Annotated in this window: 13 protein-coding genes and 3 tRNA genes; 7 read left to right on the top strand and 9 right to left on the bottom strand. The window is 63.4% G+C overall.

Annotated features, from left to right (window positions below; all coding sequences use genetic code 11):
- Positions 1-3 precede the first annotated feature (3 nt).
- The 5 genes from folP to tilS all read right to left on the bottom strand — a co-directional run bounded on the left by folP (position 4) and on the right by tilS (position 5,090).
- Positions 4-849, bottom strand: coding sequence for a dihydropteroate synthase (gene folP, locus E3T27_RS15765; RefSeq protein ID WP_104195946.1), 846 nt, complete (start codon positions 847-849; stop codon positions 4-6).
- Positions 846-1,415, bottom strand: coding sequence for a GTP cyclohydrolase I FolE (folE, locus tag E3T27_RS15760; RefSeq protein WP_104195945.1), 570 nt, complete (start codon positions 1,413-1,415; stop codon positions 846-848). Before folE ends, folP begins: the two co-directional genes overlap by 4 nt.
- A gap of 6 nt (positions 1,416-1,421) precedes the next feature.
- Positions 1,422-3,431 (bottom strand): ATP-dependent zinc metalloprotease FtsH, encoded by a 2,010-nt coding sequence (gene ftsH, locus E3T27_RS15755; RefSeq protein WP_104195944.1) that lies wholly within the window; start codon positions 3,429-3,431, stop codon positions 1,422-1,424.
- An 83-nt stretch (positions 3,432-3,514) separates the two neighbouring features.
- Positions 3,515-4,087, bottom strand: coding sequence for a hypoxanthine phosphoribosyltransferase (hpt, locus tag E3T27_RS15750; protein WP_104195943.1), 573 nt, complete (start codon positions 4,085-4,087; stop codon positions 3,515-3,517).
- 22 nt (positions 4,088-4,109) lie between these two features.
- Positions 4,110-5,090, bottom strand: coding sequence for a tRNA lysidine(34) synthetase TilS (gene tilS, locus E3T27_RS15745; RefSeq protein WP_134573930.1), 981 nt, complete (start codon positions 5,088-5,090; stop codon positions 4,110-4,112).
- Positions 5,091-5,134: 44 nt separating this feature from the next.
- Here tilS and ppa point away from each other — a divergent pair, with 44 nt between their 5' ends.
- Complete coding sequence (gene ppa / locus E3T27_RS15740; protein ID WP_104126063.1) at positions 5,135-5,626, top strand: inorganic diphosphatase; 492 nt, start codon at positions 5,135-5,137, stop codon at positions 5,624-5,626.
- Between the two features lie 179 nt (positions 5,627-5,805).
- Here ppa and E3T27_RS15735 read toward each other — a convergent pair whose 3' ends face one another.
- A complete protein-coding gene (locus tag E3T27_RS15735) occupies positions 5,806-7,266 on the bottom strand; it encodes a C40 family peptidase (RefSeq protein WP_241992290.1) in 1,461 nt (486 codons plus the stop codon).
- Positions 7,259-8,626 (bottom strand): M23 family metallopeptidase, encoded by a 1,368-nt coding sequence (locus E3T27_RS15730; protein ID WP_241992289.1) that lies wholly within the window; start codon positions 8,624-8,626, stop codon positions 7,259-7,261. The genes E3T27_RS15735 and E3T27_RS15730 overlap by 8 nt, the downstream gene beginning before the upstream one ends.
- A 266-nt stretch (positions 8,627-8,892) precedes the next feature.
- Between E3T27_RS15730 and E3T27_RS15725 the strand changes: the two genes are divergently transcribed.
- The 3 genes from E3T27_RS15725 (at position 8,893) to E3T27_RS15715 (ending at position 9,268) form a co-directional block, all read left to right on the top strand.
- Positions 8,893-8,965: transfer RNA gene (locus E3T27_RS15725), tRNA-Glu, on the top strand.
- 85 nt (positions 8,966-9,050) lie between these two features.
- Positions 9,051-9,124: transfer RNA gene (locus tag E3T27_RS15720), tRNA-Asp, on the top strand.
- Positions 9,125-9,192: 68 nt separating this feature from the next.
- Positions 9,193-9,268, top strand: a tRNA-Phe gene (locus E3T27_RS15715).
- Positions 9,269-9,382: 114 nt separating this feature from the next.
- On the opposite strand, the gene E3T27_RS15710 is transcribed toward E3T27_RS15715, so the two are convergent.
- On the bottom strand, positions 9,383-9,715 hold the full coding sequence (locus E3T27_RS15710; RefSeq protein WP_134573928.1) for a hypothetical protein: 333 nt from the start codon (positions 9,713-9,715) through the stop codon (positions 9,383-9,385).
- Positions 9,716-10,040: 325 nt separating this feature from the next.
- On the bottom strand, positions 10,041-11,090 hold the full coding sequence (locus E3T27_RS15705) for a dipeptidase (protein WP_134573926.1): 1,050 nt from the start codon (positions 11,088-11,090) through the stop codon (positions 10,041-10,043).
- A gap of 472 nt (positions 11,091-11,562) precedes the next feature.
- On the opposite strand from E3T27_RS15705, the gene E3T27_RS15700 reads away from it, so the two are divergent.
- The 3 genes from E3T27_RS15700 to E3T27_RS15690 are packed head-to-tail and all read left to right on the top strand — an operon-like array spanning position 11,563 to position 15,135.
- Positions 11,563-13,110, top strand: coding sequence for a sugar transferase (locus E3T27_RS15700; RefSeq protein WP_104195937.1), 1,548 nt, complete (start codon positions 11,563-11,565; stop codon positions 13,108-13,110).
- 1 nt (position 13,111) lies between these two features.
- A complete protein-coding gene (locus tag E3T27_RS15695) occupies positions 13,112-14,365 on the top strand; it encodes a DUF1972 domain-containing protein (RefSeq protein WP_134573924.1) in 1,254 nt (417 codons plus the stop codon).
- Positions 14,362-15,135 (top strand): CDP-alcohol phosphatidyltransferase family protein, encoded by a 774-nt coding sequence (locus E3T27_RS15690; protein ID WP_104195935.1) that lies wholly within the window; start codon positions 14,362-14,364, stop codon positions 15,133-15,135. The genes E3T27_RS15695 and E3T27_RS15690 overlap by 4 nt, the downstream gene beginning before the upstream one ends.
- The last annotated feature ends 14 nt before the right edge of the window (positions 15,136-15,149 follow it).

Here is a 15,149-nt window from a genome sequence, read left to right as displayed (position 1 = left end):
GGTCTATTGTGACGGACGCGACGCGGCGCCCGGCACCTGCCCCGTACCCCGGGGCGTCCGCTGGCGCATGCTGGCGAGCACGTTGAGGGCCGTGCGCGTTGCGGCGACGTCGTGCACGCGCACGGCCCAGGCTCCCGCCTGGGCAGCCAGCACGCTGATCACCGCCGTAGGCAGGTCACGATCCAGCACGGGCGCGTCGACCGGCAGCACACCGGCGAGAAAGCGTTTGCGCGATGCCCCGACCATGACCGGAAAACCCAGTTCGGCGAAGGCGTCGAGCCGGTTGATGAGTTGCCAGTTGTGTTCGGTCGTTTTGGAGAATCCAAGACCGGGGTCGAGCACGATGTTCTCCCGAGCCACTCCGACGGCGGTCAAGGCGTCGACGCGGGCGCGCAGTTCGGTGATGACATCGGTGACGACATCACCGTAGTCGGAACGAGCGTCCATCTGCTGGGCATGAGCGCGCCAGTGCATGGCCACATAGGTCAGGCCGGTGTCGGCGGCGACGGCAGCCATACCGGGGTCCGCGAGCCCGCCCGACACATCGTTGATGATACTCGCACCCGCTTTCGCTGCGGCGAGTGCTGTGGCGGCATTGAGCGTGTCGATGCTCAGGCGCAGCCCCTGGCTGGCGAGCTCCGTGACCACCGGAAGGATTCGGCGCTGCTCGTGTTCCGGCGCCACACGGGTAGCGCCGGGCCGGGTGGACTCGCCGCCCACATCGATCAGGTCGGCGCCCTGGGCGTGGAGCAGCAGCCCGTGCTCGATGGCGGCATCCGTTGACGCCCACTGGCCACCATCGCTGAAGGAGTCGGGGGTGACATTGAGCACCCCCATGATGAGCGTCACCCGCCAGCCGAAATCAGCGCAATGATTTCGGCGCGGGCTGTCGGTTCCATCAGGGTGCCGCGGGAGGCCATGGTCACGGTAGAACTCGCGGCTTGGCGCGAGCCACGGGTGCCGACGCAGCCGTGCACGGCGTCAAGCACGACCAACACGCCAACCGGGTCGAGCCCTTCCTGCAGGGCGTCAGCGATCTCCTCGGTCAGACGTTCCTGCAGCTGTGGCCGGGCGGCGATGGTCTCCACCACGGCGGGCAGCCGTCCAAGGCCGACGACGCGATCCCGTGGTAAGTACGCCACGTGGGCGGTGCCGAGAAACGGCAGCAGGTGGTGTTCACACATCGAGCGGAAGGCGATATCGCGCAGCAGCACGAGTTCGCCGGTACTCCCTTCGACCGGGACGAAGTCCTTCAGCAGGTCTTGCGGATTCTGATCGAGCCCGGCGAAGAACTCGGCGTAAGCATCCGCTACGCGTCGTGGCGTGCTCTCCAGCCCGGCCCGCTCGGGGTCCTCACCGATTGCGGCGAGAATCTCCGAGACGGCCACCCGGATGCGCGCCCTGTCCACTGCCACGAGCGCCTAGGCGGTCGCGGGGCGGGGGTTGAGAGCCGGCGCGCGTTTCGGTTTGGCGTGGGGTGCGTCGCCGCTGGAGATGCCGCCGTCAACGGCGTCGCCTTCGATCGGGGCCTTCGGGGCGGGCATTGCGATCGGCGGCACGTCCGAGACGGGGCGCTTGTCGCTGGAGAGCCACTGCGGGCGGGGCGCCAGCTGCTCGACATTGGCGAAGATCTCGGCGAGGGCATTCTGGTCGAGCGTTTCATGCTCGAGCAGGGCTGTAGCGAGCTCGTCCAGGATTACGCGATTCTTGATGAGCACCTCATAGGCCTCGTCGTGAGCGTCTTCGAGCAGTTGGCGCACCTCGCGGTCGACGCTCTCGGCGACCCGCTCCGAGTAGTCGCGTTGGTGACCCATGTCGCGGCCGAGAAAAACCTCGCCCGAGCCCTGACCGAGCTTGAGCGGACCGACGACGCTGCTCATGCCGAACTCGGTCACCATCTTGCGGGCGGTCGCCGTGGCTTTCTCGATGTCGTTGGAGGCACCACTGGTTGGGTCGTGAAAAATGATTTCTTCGGCGACACGGCCGCCCATGGCATAGGCCAACTGGTCGAGCAGTTCGTTACGCGTGACCGAGTAACGGTCTTCGAGCGGCATGACCATCGTGTAGCCGAGGGCCCGGCCGCGCGGAAGAATCGTGATCTTGGTCACCGGGTCCGTAAAGTTCATCGCGGTGGCGACGAGGGCGTGTCCTCCCTCGTGGTACGCGGTGATGAGCTTTTCCTTGTCGCGCATGACACGCGTGCGTCGTTGCGGTCCCGCCATCACCCGGTCGACGGCCTCGTCGAGAGCACGATTGTCGATGAGCTGGGCGTTGGACCGGGCAGTGAGCAGCGCGGCTTCGTTGAGCACGTTGGCGAGGTCAGCGCCGGTGAAGCCGGGCGTCTTGCGGGCGAGCACTTCGAGGTTGACGCCTTCTGCCATGGGCTTGCCCTTGGAGTGCACTTCGAGAATGCGCTTGCGGCCGAGCATGTCGGGTGCGTCGACGCCGATCTGGCGGTCGAACCGGCCAGGGCGCAGCAGCGCCGGGTCGAGAATGTCCGGGCGGTTGGTGGCAGCGATAAGAATGACGTTGGCCTTCACGTCGAAGCCGTCCATCTCGACCAGAAGCTGGTTGAGGGTCTGCTCGCGTTCGTCGTGTCCACCGCCCATGCCGGCTCCACGGTGCCGGCCAACTGCGTCGATCTCGTCGATGAAGATGATGGCGGGCGCGTTTTCCTTGGCCTGGCTGAACAGGTCGCGCACCCGGCTGGCACCGACTCCGACGAACATCTCGACGAAGTCCGAGCCGCTGATGGCGTAGAACGGCACGTTGGCCTCGCCGGCCACCGCGCGGGCAAGCAAAGTTTTACCGGTGCCGGGAGGGCCGTAGAGCAGCACGCCCTTCGGAATGCGCGCGCCGACCGCCTGGAACTTGGCTGGCTCCTTGAGGAAGTCTTTGATCTCTTCGAGCTCTTCGATGGCTTCGTCGGCACCGGCGACATCGGCGAACGTGACCTGCGGGCTCTCCTTGGAGACGAGCTTGGCCTTGGACTTGCCAAACTTCATGACCTTGCTGCCACCGCCCTGCATCGAGATCATGAGCCAGAAGAAGGCACCGATGAGCAAGACAGGAAGCAGGAAGCTGAGCACGCCCAAAATCCAGTTGGGCTGCGGCACCTCGTCGGTGAAGCCGTCCTTGGGGTTGGACGCAGTGACAGCGGTGATGATCTCTTCGCCACGCGGGGCGACGTAGTAGAACTGCACCTGGGTACCGAGGTCGCCGCTGGCCTTGGTCAACGTGAGATCGACGCGTTGTTCGCCGTCGACGATGGTGACTTCGGCGACGTTGCCCGATTTGAGGTAGTCGAGGCCCTCTTGCGTGCTGACCTCGCGGAATCCGCTCATGGTGATGAGGCTTGACCCCACCCAGACGGCGATGACGGCGAGCACAATGTAGAGAATCGGGCCGCGTAGTAGCTTCTTGACGTTCATGGTGACCTCAGGCTAGCGCTCGATTACAGGGGAAAGCCGTGTGTTCGCTTTAGGGGAAACTCCGACAGGTGCGCAGGCTGTGATTAGAGCGCAGGCGCGGCGACGGTGGAGTAGACGTGCGGGGCGAGAATACCCACCGAGCGTAGGTTGCGGTACTTCTCGTCGTAGTCGAGTCCGTAGCCGACCACGAACTTGTTCGGAATGTTGAACCCGATGTATTTCACGTCGATATCGACGCGCGCGGCATCCGGCTTGCGCAGTAAGGCGCAGATCTCTATGGATGCCGGACCGCGAGTTTTCAGGTTCGCCAACAACCATGACAGGGTCAGCCCGCTGTCGATGATGTCCTCGACGATGAGCACGTTACGACCGGAGAGGTCGGTGTCGAGGTCCTTGAGAATGCGCACCACGCCGCTGGACTGCGTGCCAGAGCCGTAGGAGCTGACAGCCATCCAGTCCATGGTCACCGGGTGATGCAGTTCGCGAGCCAGATCGGCCATGACCATGACCGCGCCCTTGAGCACTCCGACCAGCAGCAGGTCGGTGCCGGCGTAGTCGACTTCGATCTGGCGTGACATCTCCGCCAAGCGAGCCCGAATCTGCTCCTCGCTGATCAGGATCTCGGTGAGGTCGCCATCAATGTCGCGAGGTTCCATGTGGAAAAAGCATTCCTTTGTCTCAGGTGAGTCCAGGTGCGGAGAAAATCAAAATGCCGTCCTGTCGTATAACTCTAATACCTGGCAGGCTGAGCGCCCCCTGTCCGTGCCAATGCGTCACGAGCGCCGCCACGGTCAAGGTCTGAACTCGATTCAGCCACACCCCGCACATCGCCTCGACTCCGAACCGAATCACTCGCTGCCTGACCGCCGCCGGAACAGAGGCCAGCACGGACGTTGCAATCTTGCCGTTGGCAAAATGTTCCTGCAGCATCGTGCGCGCCAGCTCGTCGAGAGCGTCGGAGTCCTCCCGCAGCGCATCGGCGGTGCGGGCAAGCGCCACCCCGACGCCAGGGCCGAGCTCGTTCTCGAGCAACGGCAGCACCGTCTCGCGCACCCGCACCCGAGCGTAACGCGGGTCGAAATTCTGCGGGTCGCTCCACGGTTCAAGGCCCGCATCGGCGCAGAATTGGCGGGTTTGGGCCCGACGGATGCCGAGCAATGGTCGCAGAATCGGCCCGGTTCGCGCTGCCATGCCCCGCAGGCTGGTTGGTCCGGAACCACGGGAGAGCCCGAGCAGCACGGTTTCAGCCTGATCGTCGAGGGTGTGGCCGAGCAGCACGCTGCTCGCCCCGGTGCGTTCGAGGGCCAGGTCGAAAGCCGCGTACCGTGCGGTGCGGGCGGCCGCCTCCGGGCCCGTTCCTGCACTGTCGACCTTAACGCTCAACACCAGCACCGGGTCGAGGCCCAGCTGTCGGGCGGCCACGGCGGCCCGCTCCGCGACATCCGCTGATCCGGTTTGCAGATTGTGATCGACGATGACCGCTCCGGCACGGATGCCCGCCCGACCGGCTTCAAAGGCAGTCGCGGCAGCGAGCGCGAGCGAATCGGCGCCGCCGCTCAGGCCGACCAGAACGAGCCCCTTCGATGGCAGCAGCTCGCGCACGGCCCGGCGAATATCAGCCCGGGCCGGAGTCAGGCGCGGACGGTGGACAGATTCCATCCAGTAACGTTAGCGGCAGACTTTGATCAAGGGAGAAACCAGCCATGGCCGAATATGACGCAGTCATCGAAATCCCTCGCGGGAGCCGCAATAAGTACGAGGTAGACCACGAAACCGGTCGCGTGTACCTCGACCGTGTGCTCTATACGAGCTTCATGTACCCCACCGACTACGGCTACTTCGAGAACACGCTCGGCCTCGACGGCGACCCCGTTGACGTTCTCGTACTGCTCGACTACCCGCTGTTCCCAGGCGTGGGTGTCTCCGTGCGTCCGGTGGGCGTCTTCAACATGACCGATGACGGCGGCTCCGACGCGAAGGTCATCGCCGTTCCGGCCGGTGACCCCCGCTGGGATCACATTCAGGATGTCCTCGACATTCCGGAATATACCCGCAAGGAAATCGAGCACTTCTTCGAGCACTACAAGGACCTTGAACCCAACAAGTGGGTCAAGACGGAGGGCTGGGGCGACGCTGCCGAAGCCAACCAGATCGTGGTCGACGGCATTGCGAAGCTGGCCGACGAGGGCCACTAACCCTCACCCCCCGATGAAGGCCCCCGGGTTGCCCTGGGGGCCTTTGTTCTGCCTGCGGCCAGGCCGACGGGGCTAATTCAGCAAATTTTTCCGGCGGCTTGTGGCTGTCGCACTGATTCGGGGCCTCCGCGGATCTCCCGAATCGCCCTCGCGCATCGTCCGGCGGTCAGAAACCGGAGCTAGGCGGCGGGGCGGCCAACGTACGGCGCGACGGCCCACGACGACCAGATACTGTGCACGCGCACGCGCGCCGAGGGGTTGGGGGCTTCGAGGACCTGGCCGTTACCGACGTAGATCGCCACGTGGTAGTAGTTGCCCGGGTTGCCCCAGAACACCAGGTCGCCCACCTGAACCTGGGCGAAGGAGACGAGATTGCCCTGCTGGGCCATGGTGTTGTACTGGTTCGTGGCTGAGTGGGTGCCGATATAAACGCCGGCGGCTGCATAGGCGGCCTTGGTCAGCCCGGAGCAGTCCCACGCGTCGGGGCCAGAGCCTCCGAAGACGTAGCGGTCACCGAGCTGGTCGCGGGCGAACGCGAGTGCTGCGTCGACGACGCTTGCGTTAGGTACCGCAGCTGGCGCGGCCGATGCAGCGGGCGTCACCGGCGTGGCCGGCGTGAACGGTGTAGCCGGCGTGAACGGTACAGCGGGCGTCACCGGCGTGGTCGACCCGGAAGCAGATCCTGAACCCGCCGCTGCCCCGGCGCCGCGAGCGGGTTGCGCGGGTTGAGCGGGTGCGGCATCCGCTATTGCAGCAGCGGATGCCTGCGCTTGTGCGAACGCTTGAGCCGCAGCGGCCGCGTCTTCGCCGGCGTGAAAGCTGCGCTCGGCCTCTGCCGTGGTGTCTTTGAGTAGGGCGAGTTGTTCGAATAGCTCACTCGACTTGCGCTGCTGGGAGTCATAGGCGACCTCGGCAGCGTTCGAACTCGACGTGGCCGTGTCAAACGTGGTCTTGGACTCTTCGGTGAGCCGTTCGCGTTGCTCGGTCGCTGATGCCGCCTGCTCGCCGAGAGACTCCGCCGCATTTTTGTCCTGCACAGCCTCGGTGTAGATCTGCTCGGACTGTTCGCTCAGCTTGCTGGCCGTTCCCAGCTGGCTGAGTAGGTCATCCGCGCTGCTGCCGTTCAAGAACAGATTGAGCGATAGACCGCTGGCGCCTGACTTGGCGAGGTGTGCGGCGATGAGGCCGGCACGCATCTTCGATGTTGCGGCGGTGGCTTCGGCGGCAGCAGCCTGCCCGCTGAGGCTGGTTTCGCGCAGGGTGGCGGCGTCGAGGGCGTCCTGCGTCACACGGTAAGCCTCGGCCGCAATCTGCGCGGTCGTGACGGCCTTCGCGGCCTGGCTCGCCAGACCGTCGAGCAGCTCACCGAGAGTCGCGATCTCGGCGAGCTTGGTCGACTCGTTCGCCTTGGCCTTCTCAACGTCGTTCCAGCTCGGATAGTCCGGGACGGCAAAGGCGGCCCCGCCGACGGCGGCAACGGATGCTGTGACAGCCGAGACCGCGCCGATCGCCACAGCGGAAAGGAGTCGTTTCGACGTGGTGCGAACGCGCGCGCGCGTGCTGGAGTTGCCCTGTGCGGAGTTGCTCTGTGCGGAGTTGCCCTGTGCGGAGTTGCCCTGTGCGGTGGTGCTCTCAGCCAAGTGATGCTCCCCGGTCGGCCATGAATGGAACGGGATTGATGCGGTTTCCACCAATCCACACTTCGAAGTGCAGGTGACAGCCGTTGGCTGCGCCAGTGTCGCCGGAACTGGCGATGACCTGCCCGGCCGACACTGACTGTCCAACACTCACGTTGTAGCCCCCGTTGCGAATGTGGGCGTAGCCGGTGGAGACGTTGTCGCCGTGGCTGATCTTCACGAAGTTTCCGTATGTGCCGAGGCGACCAGCCCAGGTAACGACGCCAGCATGGGCGGCATAGATTGGTGCTCCGCAGCCGGTGCCGAGGTCGGTGGCGTAGTGAAAGCTTCCGCTGCAGTCACCACCGTTACAGATGACCGCCCGAGGGCCGTAGCCACCGGTGATGCGGCCGCCGGCCGGAACGGCCCAACCGGTCATGCTCACCGAGCCACCGGAACCACCGGAACCACCCGAACCACCGCTACCGGCACGCGCTGCTGCAGCTGCTGCTGCCGCTACCCGTACCGCTTCTTCAGCAGCCGCAACACGGGCCGCTTCAATTCGGGCGCGTTCGGCGACTCCGGCTTCATACCCCGCTGTTGTTGTGGCCTGGGCGTCGCGCATGAATTTCAGCTGCTGTTCGAGTTCGACGCTCTTGGCTTCGGAGTCGGCGAGGGCGTTCGCTGCTGCTTCGGCCGCAGCCTGGGCCGTGGCGAGTGCAGCCTCTGCGGCGACGCGCAGCGTCTCACGTTCGGCTTGGGCGACTTTGGCTTGGTCGCCGAGCGATTGTGCGTTATTGGTAGCCGATTGTGCTGATTCGTAGACGTCGGAGCTGCGTTCAACGAGCTTGCTCATGTTGCCGAGTTTTGCCAGCAGCAAGTCAGCATCGGCTCCATCCCCTTCGCCCTCGAGGAACAGGTTCACGCTGAGATCGGTTCCGCCGGTGCGGTAAAGCTGGGCGGCGAGCTGGCCGGCCTGCTTGGTGGCGGCATCCGCTGTGGCCTTGCTCGCATCGGCCTGTGCCTGGATATCTTTGGCACGGCGGGTGGCGTCGTCGAATTCCTGCTGCGCGACCTCGAGTTCGCTGGCGCTTTTTTCGGCAGCGGCCCGGGTTTCTTGCACCTGCACCTGTAGGCCGGCGATGAGATTCTCAATGGCGGTCACCTGCGCCGTGGCCGTGGCCGTGTTTGCCTTGGCGTTTTGCAGGTCCTGCCAGGAAGGGTAATCGACAGCGCTCGCTGGAGCTATCGGGCTCACCAGGGTGACCAACAGGGTCATGGCGGCCATGATGCTGGTCAATGTCAGGGTGTGCCTGGGCCACCGATTGGTTGCTCGCAAGCGGCGGGTGGGCAGGTCAGTCTCGCGGCCGTCCACGGTTTTCATGCGAATCATTGTTTCCCAACAGGCTTATAGCAGTTGCCACGTGCGCCGAGGCAGACTCTTCAGCGTAACAAGGTGGGCAGGATTCGCCCAGTCTCACCGGCGAATCTAACTCGCGAAATAAGCGCTGGCCCGTCCATTTGCGGGCGCGCTGCGAATTGGTGTCGAAAATTAGTTGCCATTCAACCAAATGCTGCGCGTGCCGATTTGGCCTTCGCCCCACAAGACCGTATGCTTACTCTTCGGCAGCCATGAACATTGTGGCTCACGGCCCCATCGTTTAGCGGCCTAGGACGGCGCCCTTTCACGGCGTTAACACGGGTTCGAATCCCGTTGGGGCTACGCAAACTGCACGTGCACGAAGTAGCAAAATAAATAGAATAGTCTTATCAAGTGCCTCGCACACAGATTCACATTTTCACATCGAGGCCCTGTAGCGCAGTTGGTTAGCGCGCCGCCCTGTCACGGCGGAGGTCGCCGGTTCAAGTCCGGTCAGGGTCGCAAAGAAAATAGCCCTTTCGAAAGGAAGGGCTTTTTTCTTAGAAGAGGCGTTTATTGCGCAGCTTCGGGGCCCTGTAGCTCAGTTGGTAGAGCGTTCGACTGAAAATTGAAAGGTCACCGGATCGACGCCGGTCGGGGCCACCAGAATCCTCGTAAGCCTTGTGCTTACGGGGATTTTTTCATTCGTGCGTAAGTTTTCAGTCATCCACCCCGCATAGACCCCGCACTTTCGGATCAGGCCATCGAGTCGCTGTCCCCTCACTTCAGCAGCCCGCTGAACTCCCGCAGCACTTCGCGACGGCGGCGGAGCACCTCCAGCGTCTGCGCTGGCAGGGGCGTAATGCGTGCTGACTTGGTATCTGGAGTTAGGTCAGCGGCTGGCGCGTACTCGTGTGAGCGACGCACAGCACAATAATCATCCGAGGGATTATTTTGCTGATCGAGCGCGCCACCCGGATGGTGACGTGGCCCGAATTTCCTTATGCGAACGCTGGTAGATGAGGTGGTTGAGGCGGTTGTGGAGCTGCCGGCCAGCAGGATAGTCGCCAGGACCACCATGGTGGCAACGCTCACTTTTGTGGTGATCTTCATGGTGGGGTGTCGCTTTCTCTGTGAAATATGCGCGGTAATGAAAAATCAGCGCGGTGATCGTCTTAGCCTCGCATCGAGACCAAGCGGAGAAAGTGCACGGGAAGAGAGCGTGTGGGATAACACGTGAGGCCCTCGCGGGTACCCGGATCAGCCTCCACTCGGGGAGGCTCGGGGAGATTAGGGGTAATGAAACGGCGGACTACTACCGATGGACTCGGGAAAACAAAGCTTGAGGCTGGCTGCGTCGTTCCGAGCAAAATACCGTCCAAGCCAGAGCGGCCCTGCGTTGTCCGGGGCCACGTTCAGCGACCCGATTCACGTGGCCCTAGCCTACGAAGGCGCGGTAGGCGGGGTCGTTTGCGCGAAGAACACGCAGAACGTTCTGGGAACCAAGCTTGGTGAGGTCGGCGTCGCTCCAGCCGCGCCGTTCGAGCTCGGCAAAAAGGTTGGGGTATTTGGACACGTCAGCGAGGCCGACCGGCATGTCGGGGCAGCCGTCGAAGTCTCCGCCGAGACCGATGTGATCGATGCCGGCCACATTGCGGGCATGCTCAACGTGGTCAGCCACGTGCGCCACGGTAACCTGCGGCTTCTCCCCCACCGAACCATGGTCTTCCCAGTTGCGGTAGTCGGCGGAGACGAAGGCCGGCACAAAGGTGATCATCTGCACACCATCGTTGGCGGCGAGCTGGGTGAGAATCGCGTCGGGCACGTTGCGCGGGTGCGGATTGAGGGCGAAGCACGAGGAGTGGCTGAACAGAATGGGGAGCGTTGTGGCATCGAGGGCGTCCTGCATGGTGGCAGCGGAGACGTGCGAGAGATCGACCATCATTCCGATGCGGTTCATCTCGGCAATGACGGCCCGGCCTCGATCGTTGAGACCGTTGTGAGTCGCAACATCGACGGCCGCGTCAGCCCAGTCGGTCGTCGAGTTCCAGGTCAGGGTCATGTAGCGCACGCCGAGCCGCGCATACTCTCGAAGCACCGCGAGCGAGTTGTTCATCTGATTGCCGCCCTCGACCCCCAGTAGCGACGCAATCTTTCCGGCGTGTTGTGCGCGTTGAACGTCGTCGGCGGTCACGGCCCGCTCGAAATCGTCAGGATAGGCCGCAATCAGGCGGTCGATGAAATCGATCTGCTCCAGGGTGGCTTGCACGGAATCGGCGCCCGTGAAATCGCTATGCACCCACACCGACCAGAATTGGCCCTGCACCCCGCCGAGGCGCAGCCTGGGGACATCCGTCTGAACTTGACTGCGCTCCGAATCGTATTCGACGTCCAGCCCGGCAACCGAGTAGTGGCGATGCTCGCGGCAGGCCCAGGCAAGATCGTTGTGGCCATCAATAACAGCAAATTTCGGACTTCTTACGGTCATGTGAACTCTTCCCGGCAATCGATGCGCTCAGGCCAGCCTAGGACTCACACCACCGAGCACTTTGTGCACCCAGGCGGCCCGGCACTGCGGCGCTCAGTTTTGAATTTTTGCCCGCAAAACCGGGGCTGAAGTCCGGCAATTCCGTGCGGCCGGGACACCCGCCGCTGCAACTCCCCCCCAGCAGGGGGTTTTGACCCCAGTTGAGGTTACAGCGCCACCGACTGGAATCGGGGTAGTCTCTGCCAGTAAGTTGCTGAGAAAGAATCATCTTCCTACGCCGCGCTCCGCCACCGACAAGTGCCAGCATCGTCACCTTGTCACCTTGACCACCTGTTCCTGTAAACCCGACTGCAGGGAATGAAAAAGTGATTTTCACTTGTAACCCGCCGAACCCCCTCGGCGACCCTTTACTCAACCCTGTACCGGCCACTCCTGGCGCAGCTTCCACGCTCGACTGCAGGAGGAACGACGCATGAGTGAATCAGATTCTCCCGCGTCCTTTGCCGAGTCCCTGCCGCTTGGGCACACCCCGAAACTGCGGCTCGTCGATCAGGCCACGTCGGCGCACGCCGATATCGCCGTCGACACCGCTTCCTCGGGGTTGATCTGGGCGCGACGGTACCGCACCAAGCTTCGACTGACCGACGTCGCCGTCATCGTTTTCGCTGTCGCTGTGGCACTGGTGTTTCGGTTCGGCGTCGATGGCATTCCGGCCGTACCGGGATCGTTCAGCGCCAATTACTGGCTCCTGTCACTACTGATCGTGGCGACCTGGCTCATGACCCTCGAACTTTTTCATACCAGGGATTCCCGCGTCATCGGCGTCGGCGCGAGTGAATACAAGCAGGTCATCAACGCCAGCGCGGTGACCTTCGGCATGCTCGCCATCGTTTTTCTGATCTCCAACATCGACATCGCCCGGCTGTACTTTATTCTGGCGCTCCCCCTCGGCATTATCGTGTTGGTTCTGGAACGGTGGTTGTGGCGCAAATGGCTGCTGCACCAGCGCAAGTTCGGTCACTACCTCTCTCGCGTGATCGTCGTAGGAAACCGCGACGACGTGGAATATGTCGTCAGCCAGATCGACAACAAGTCCGGCGCTGCCTACTACATCGTTGGCGCTGCCCTGGAAGACGGCATCGGGGATGAGATCTCGGCCGGCGAACGCAGGGTGCCGATCGTGTCCGATTTCGAACATGTCGCCGCTGCGGCAGCCGCCATGGGCGTCGACACGGTCATCGTGGCCGGGCAGCCCAGCGGCGGCAGTTCCTACATCCGCAACCTCGGCTGGGACCTCGAGGGAACGTCAGCGGAGCTGGTTCTCTCCAGCCGACTAACGGATGTTGCTGGTCCCCGCATCCACTTTCGCCCGGTAGAAGGCCTCCCGCTGATCCACGTGGAAATTCCTCGATTCGAGGGGGGGCGCCACGCCCTCAAGCGAACCCTGGACATCGTCACGACGTCCTGTGCCCTGGTGTTCCTACTGCCGGTGCTCGCGGTCATTGCCGTGCTTATCAAGCTGGACAGCGCCGGCCCCGTACTATTTCGGCAGGAACGCTGCGGCCGCAACGGACAAACCTTTCGCATGATCAAATTCCGCTCCATGGTACAGACCGCGGAAGACGATCTGGCCGGCCTGCTCGACCAGAATGAAGCTTCCGGGGTGCTGTTCAAGATTCGCAACGACCCCCGGATCACCAAGATCGGTCGTGTGCTGCGCAAGTACTCGCTCGACGAACTGCCCCAGCTGTGGAACATTTTCGTGGGCGAGATGAGCCTGGTCGGACCCCGCCCGCCACTGCCCGAAGAGGTTCAGGTCTACGAAACCCACGTGCATCGCCGCCTGTACATCAAGCCCGGCCTGACCGGCATGTGGCAGGTCAACGGACGGTCGAATCTCAGCTGGGAAGACAGCGTACGACTCGACTTGTATTACGTCGAGAATTGGTCCCTCACCGGCGACCTGATGATCATCTGGCGCACCTTCAAGACCGTCATTCAACCAGTAGGGGCGTATTGACATGACCGCGGGGATCGAACACACTGCGCCCACCAACCACCGGCGTCTGAGCATCGCAATGATCGGTACCCGCGGAGTGCCCGCCGCCTACGGCGGATTTGAAACCGCCATCGAGGAGATCGGTCGCCGCCTCGTCGACCGAGGCCACGACGTCACCGTCTACTGCCGCCGCGCCGCCCAGCCGGTGCCAAAAGAGTACCTCGGCATGAAACTCGTGGAGCTGCCGGCACTGCGCCACAAAATTCTCGAGACCCTGAGCCACACCGGAATGTCGGTCTTGCACGCCACCCTGCACCGTCCGGCCGATGTCGCGTTCGTCTTCAACGCCGCCAACGCCCCATTTGTGCCGCTGTTGCGTCTCCGCGGAATCCCCAGCGTCGTGCACGTGGACGGCCTGGAATGGAAGCGCGGCAAATGGGGTGGCGCGGGACGGCGGTACTACCGCTGGGCCGAGGAAGTATCGGTGCGCGAAGCTGATGCCCTCATCGCTGACGCACAAGGCATCGTCGACTATTACCGGGACGAATTTTCCATTCCAACCGAATTGATCTCCTACGGCACCCGAATCCTGCAGGACACCCCGACCGATCGGCTCGCCGAACTCGGTCTTCGCCCCGGCGGCTATCATCTCGTCGTCGCCCGGTTCGAACCAGAAAACCACGTCGACGTCATTGTGGAAGGATATCGGGCCAGCGCTGCCCGCCTGCCACTCGTCGTCGTCGGCTCTGCGCCATACGCCGCCAACCACATCACCCGTATCAGCGACCTCGCCGCATCTGATTCCCGCATTCGCATGCTTGGCAGTGTCTGGGACCAGGATCAGCTCGACCAGCTCTACACTCATGCCAACACCTACCTGCATGGTCATTCGGTCGGCGGAACGAACCCGTCGCTGTTGCGGGCAATGGGTGCCGGCACCAAGGTCATCGCGTGGGACGTCGTCTTCAATCGTGAGGTCCTCGGTGTCGACGGTGCCTACTTCGCACGAGCGGAGTCCCTGAGCGCCTTGCTCGAAGATGCCGAACTGAACCCCGAGCGCGTGGCCGAAGTTGCCGCGGCGCTGCAACGACGCGCCGAGGAACTCTACAACTGGGACAGCGTCACGGACAGTTACGAACAACTCGCTAGGCGCGTGGCCGTCGGCTACAGCAGCCACCGTCAAAGCACCGGCAGGGCCGGAGTGTCGATGTGGAGCCTTTCCGACAGCCTGAGCAAGCAACCGTCAACCGCACTTTCCAGGGGGATCAGCTCATGACCAGCACCTCGGCCCGAATCGCTCGTTCGACCGAAACGTACTCTGACACCGTTCGGCGTCTGTCCTCCGCCCAGAAGACGGCGGCGCGCGGCGCGCCGCCCTATTCCGTCTACGTGAACCGCCGCGTCGGGCGCTACCTCGCGGCGGGCGCGTTTCGTCTGGGCCTGACCCCCAACAACGTCACCGCCGTCAGCGCGGGCTTCACATTCTGCGCGATCGTACTACTGGCGATCGGTGAGCCGAGCTGGTGGCTCGGACTCGTCGTGTGGCTGCTGCTCGCCATCGGGTATGCCTTCGACTCGGCCGACGGCCAGGTCGCCAGGTTGCGCGGTGGCGGTTCCCCCTCGGGGGAATGGCTCGACCACGTCGTTGACTCCATCAAGATCTCAACCTTGCATCTAGCGGTGCTCATCACGATGTTCACACACTTTCCACTGTCCAGCTCGACTTGGCTGCTCGTGCCCGTCGGGTTTGCGGCCGTGGCTGCCGTGTCGTTCTTCGCAATGATTCTGAACGACCTGCTCAAAGCCAAGCACGCGCCGACGGCGCCGCCTTCCACCGCTCCCCGCTCCGCGTTACGGTCATTTCTCGGTCTGCCGACCGACTACGGCGTGCTTTGTCTCGCCTTCGTACTGCTGGGCGCTCCGTTGGCGTTTTTCGGCGTGTACAGCGTGCTTTTCGTAGCCAATGCGCTTTATCTCGCTTTGGCGCTGGGTAAATGGTTTCGAGATATGACCGCGCTGGGACGCCGGGAAGTCGCCCGACCGTAGCTGACATCTGCGGT

Origin of the sequence: Cryobacterium lyxosi, assembly GCF_004403345.1 — a bacterium.
GTDB lineage: Bacteria > Actinomycetota > Actinomycetes > Actinomycetales > Microbacteriaceae > Cryobacterium > Cryobacterium lyxosi.
Note: the sequence above shows the minus strand (reverse complement) of the source record. Positions and strands in the feature narration are given on the sequence as shown.